Below are 1,748 nucleotides of genomic sequence, written 5' to 3'. Positions count from 1 at the left end.
ACTTCAGGAAGCGCAGGCCGGCTTCGCGCGCGGCCATGATCTCGCCGGGCGTGATGGCGCCGGGCAGCAGCGGCACCGGGCTGTCCTTGGCCGCGTCGAGAAGCTGGCTGGTGATGCCGGGGCTGACGATGAATGTCGAGCCGGCGCTTGCTGCTTCCTCGAACTGCCGGGCGTCGAGGATGGTGCCGGCGCCGACGATCGCTTCCTCGACCTCGGCAGCGACGCGGCGGATCGCCTCCAGCGCGTCGGCGGTGCGCAAGGTGATCTCGATCGCCCTCAAGCCGCCGCGCGACAGGGCGCGGGCAAGCGGCACGGCATCGGCCACATTGGCGATCTTGAGCACCGGGATGACCGGCTGACCGTTGAGAAGCGACAGGAGCTTTTCGGTTTTGCTGGTCATGTGCTGGTCTCCATTTTCGATCGTTTTAAACCGATTAGCAGAAGGGTCCGCTCAAGTCCACGGAACCCGGCGTGTCGCGATGCCGCGCAGCTTCCCGCTTTGCCTTGAAACGGCTTTCACCACGGTCTAGTGGCATAGCCATGACAATAGCCAAGGAAATTCAGCCCATTCGCGTCGCCGCGCTCTATAAATTCGCGCGTCTCGACGGATACGAGGCCTTGCGCGCGCCGCTCGCCGCCTTCTGTTGCGGGCGCGGCATCAAGGGCACGCTGCTTCTGGCGCATGAAGGCATCAACGGCACCGTCGCCGGCAGCGAGGAAGCGATTGCCGCGCTCGTGGACCATCTGCAGGCCATCGAAGGTCTTGCCGGGCTGGAAGTCAAATACAGCGGCGCCGCCGAGATGCCGTTCCACCGCATGAAGGTGCGGCTGAAACGCGAGATCGTCACCATGGGCGTCGAGGACATCGACCCGGCGACCAGCGCCGGCACCTATGTCGCGCCGGCCGACTGGAATGCGCTGATCTCGGATGAGGATACCGTCGTCGTCGACACGCGCAATGCCTATGAAGTCTCGCTCGGCACTTTCAGGGGTGCGATCGATCCCAAGACCAGCAGCTTCCGCGAGTTCCCGGCCTGGGTCGAAGAGCACCGCGAGGAGCTTGAAGGCCGCAAGGTGGCGATGTTCTGCACCGGCGGCATTCGCTGCGAGAAGGCGACGGCCTATGTGAAGTCGCTCGGCCTCAAAAATGTCTTCCATCTCAAGGGCGGCATCCTGAAATATCTGGAGGACGTGCCGGCCGAAGACAGCCTCTGGCAAGGCGAATGTTTCGTCTTCGACGAACGGGTGTCCGTCTCGCATGGGCTGACCGAGGGCGAGGCGGAGCTCTGCCGCGCCTGCCGCCATCCGCTGACGGTCGAGGACAGATTGTCGCCGAAATACGCGATCGGCGTTTCATGCCCGCATTGCTTCGAAACACGGTCCGATGCCGACCGCGAGCGCTATGCCGAACGCCATCGCCAAGTGGAGCTGGCGCAAGCGCGCGGCGGCAAGCGCCATATCGGCAATTAGAGCGGCCGGCCCCCGCAACCGAAAAGCGGCCCGTCATTGTAATGTCCCCCATCATTGTAATGTTAATGTGCGGGGCCTACGTCTTGCCGGTCCGAAACCTTGCCCGCGCGCATTTGGCCGGGCCAATTCTGGAGGCATTGATGCTCGACCCCAAGAAGCTGCTCGACGACCTTCTCGGCTCGCAAATTCCCGGCACGGGCTCGACCGTCCGCGACAAGGCGGGGCAGGCGGTGCAGATGGCGAAGGACAATCCGCTTGCCGCCGGCGCGCTTGCCGCC

General features: G+C 64.3%; 1 protein-coding gene and 2 pseudogenes. 2 read left to right on the top strand and 1 reads right to left on the bottom strand.

Annotated elements, in window-relative coordinates; translation table 11 throughout:
* Positions 1-400 (bottom strand): annotated as a pseudogene (locus EOD07_RS33315) (keto-deoxy-phosphogluconate aldolase); the annotation flags it as partial.
* 140 nt (positions 401-540) lie between these two features.
* Here EOD07_RS33315 and EOD07_RS33310 point away from each other — a divergent pair.
* Both EOD07_RS33310 and EOD07_RS38860 read left to right on the top strand, forming a co-directional pair.
* On the top strand, positions 541-1,470 hold the full coding sequence (locus EOD07_RS33310; RefSeq protein ID WP_127238249.1) for a rhodanese-related sulfurtransferase: 930 nt from the start codon (positions 541-543) through the stop codon (positions 1,468-1,470).
* A gap of 140 nt (positions 1,471-1,610) precedes the next feature.
* Positions 1,611-1,748, top strand: a pseudogene (locus EOD07_RS38860) (tellurite resistance TerB family protein); the annotation flags it as partial.

Source organism: Mesorhizobium sp. M2C.T.Ca.TU.002.02.1.1 (assembly GCF_003997225.1).
Note: the sequence above shows the minus strand (reverse complement) of the source record. Positions and strands in the feature narration are given on the sequence as shown.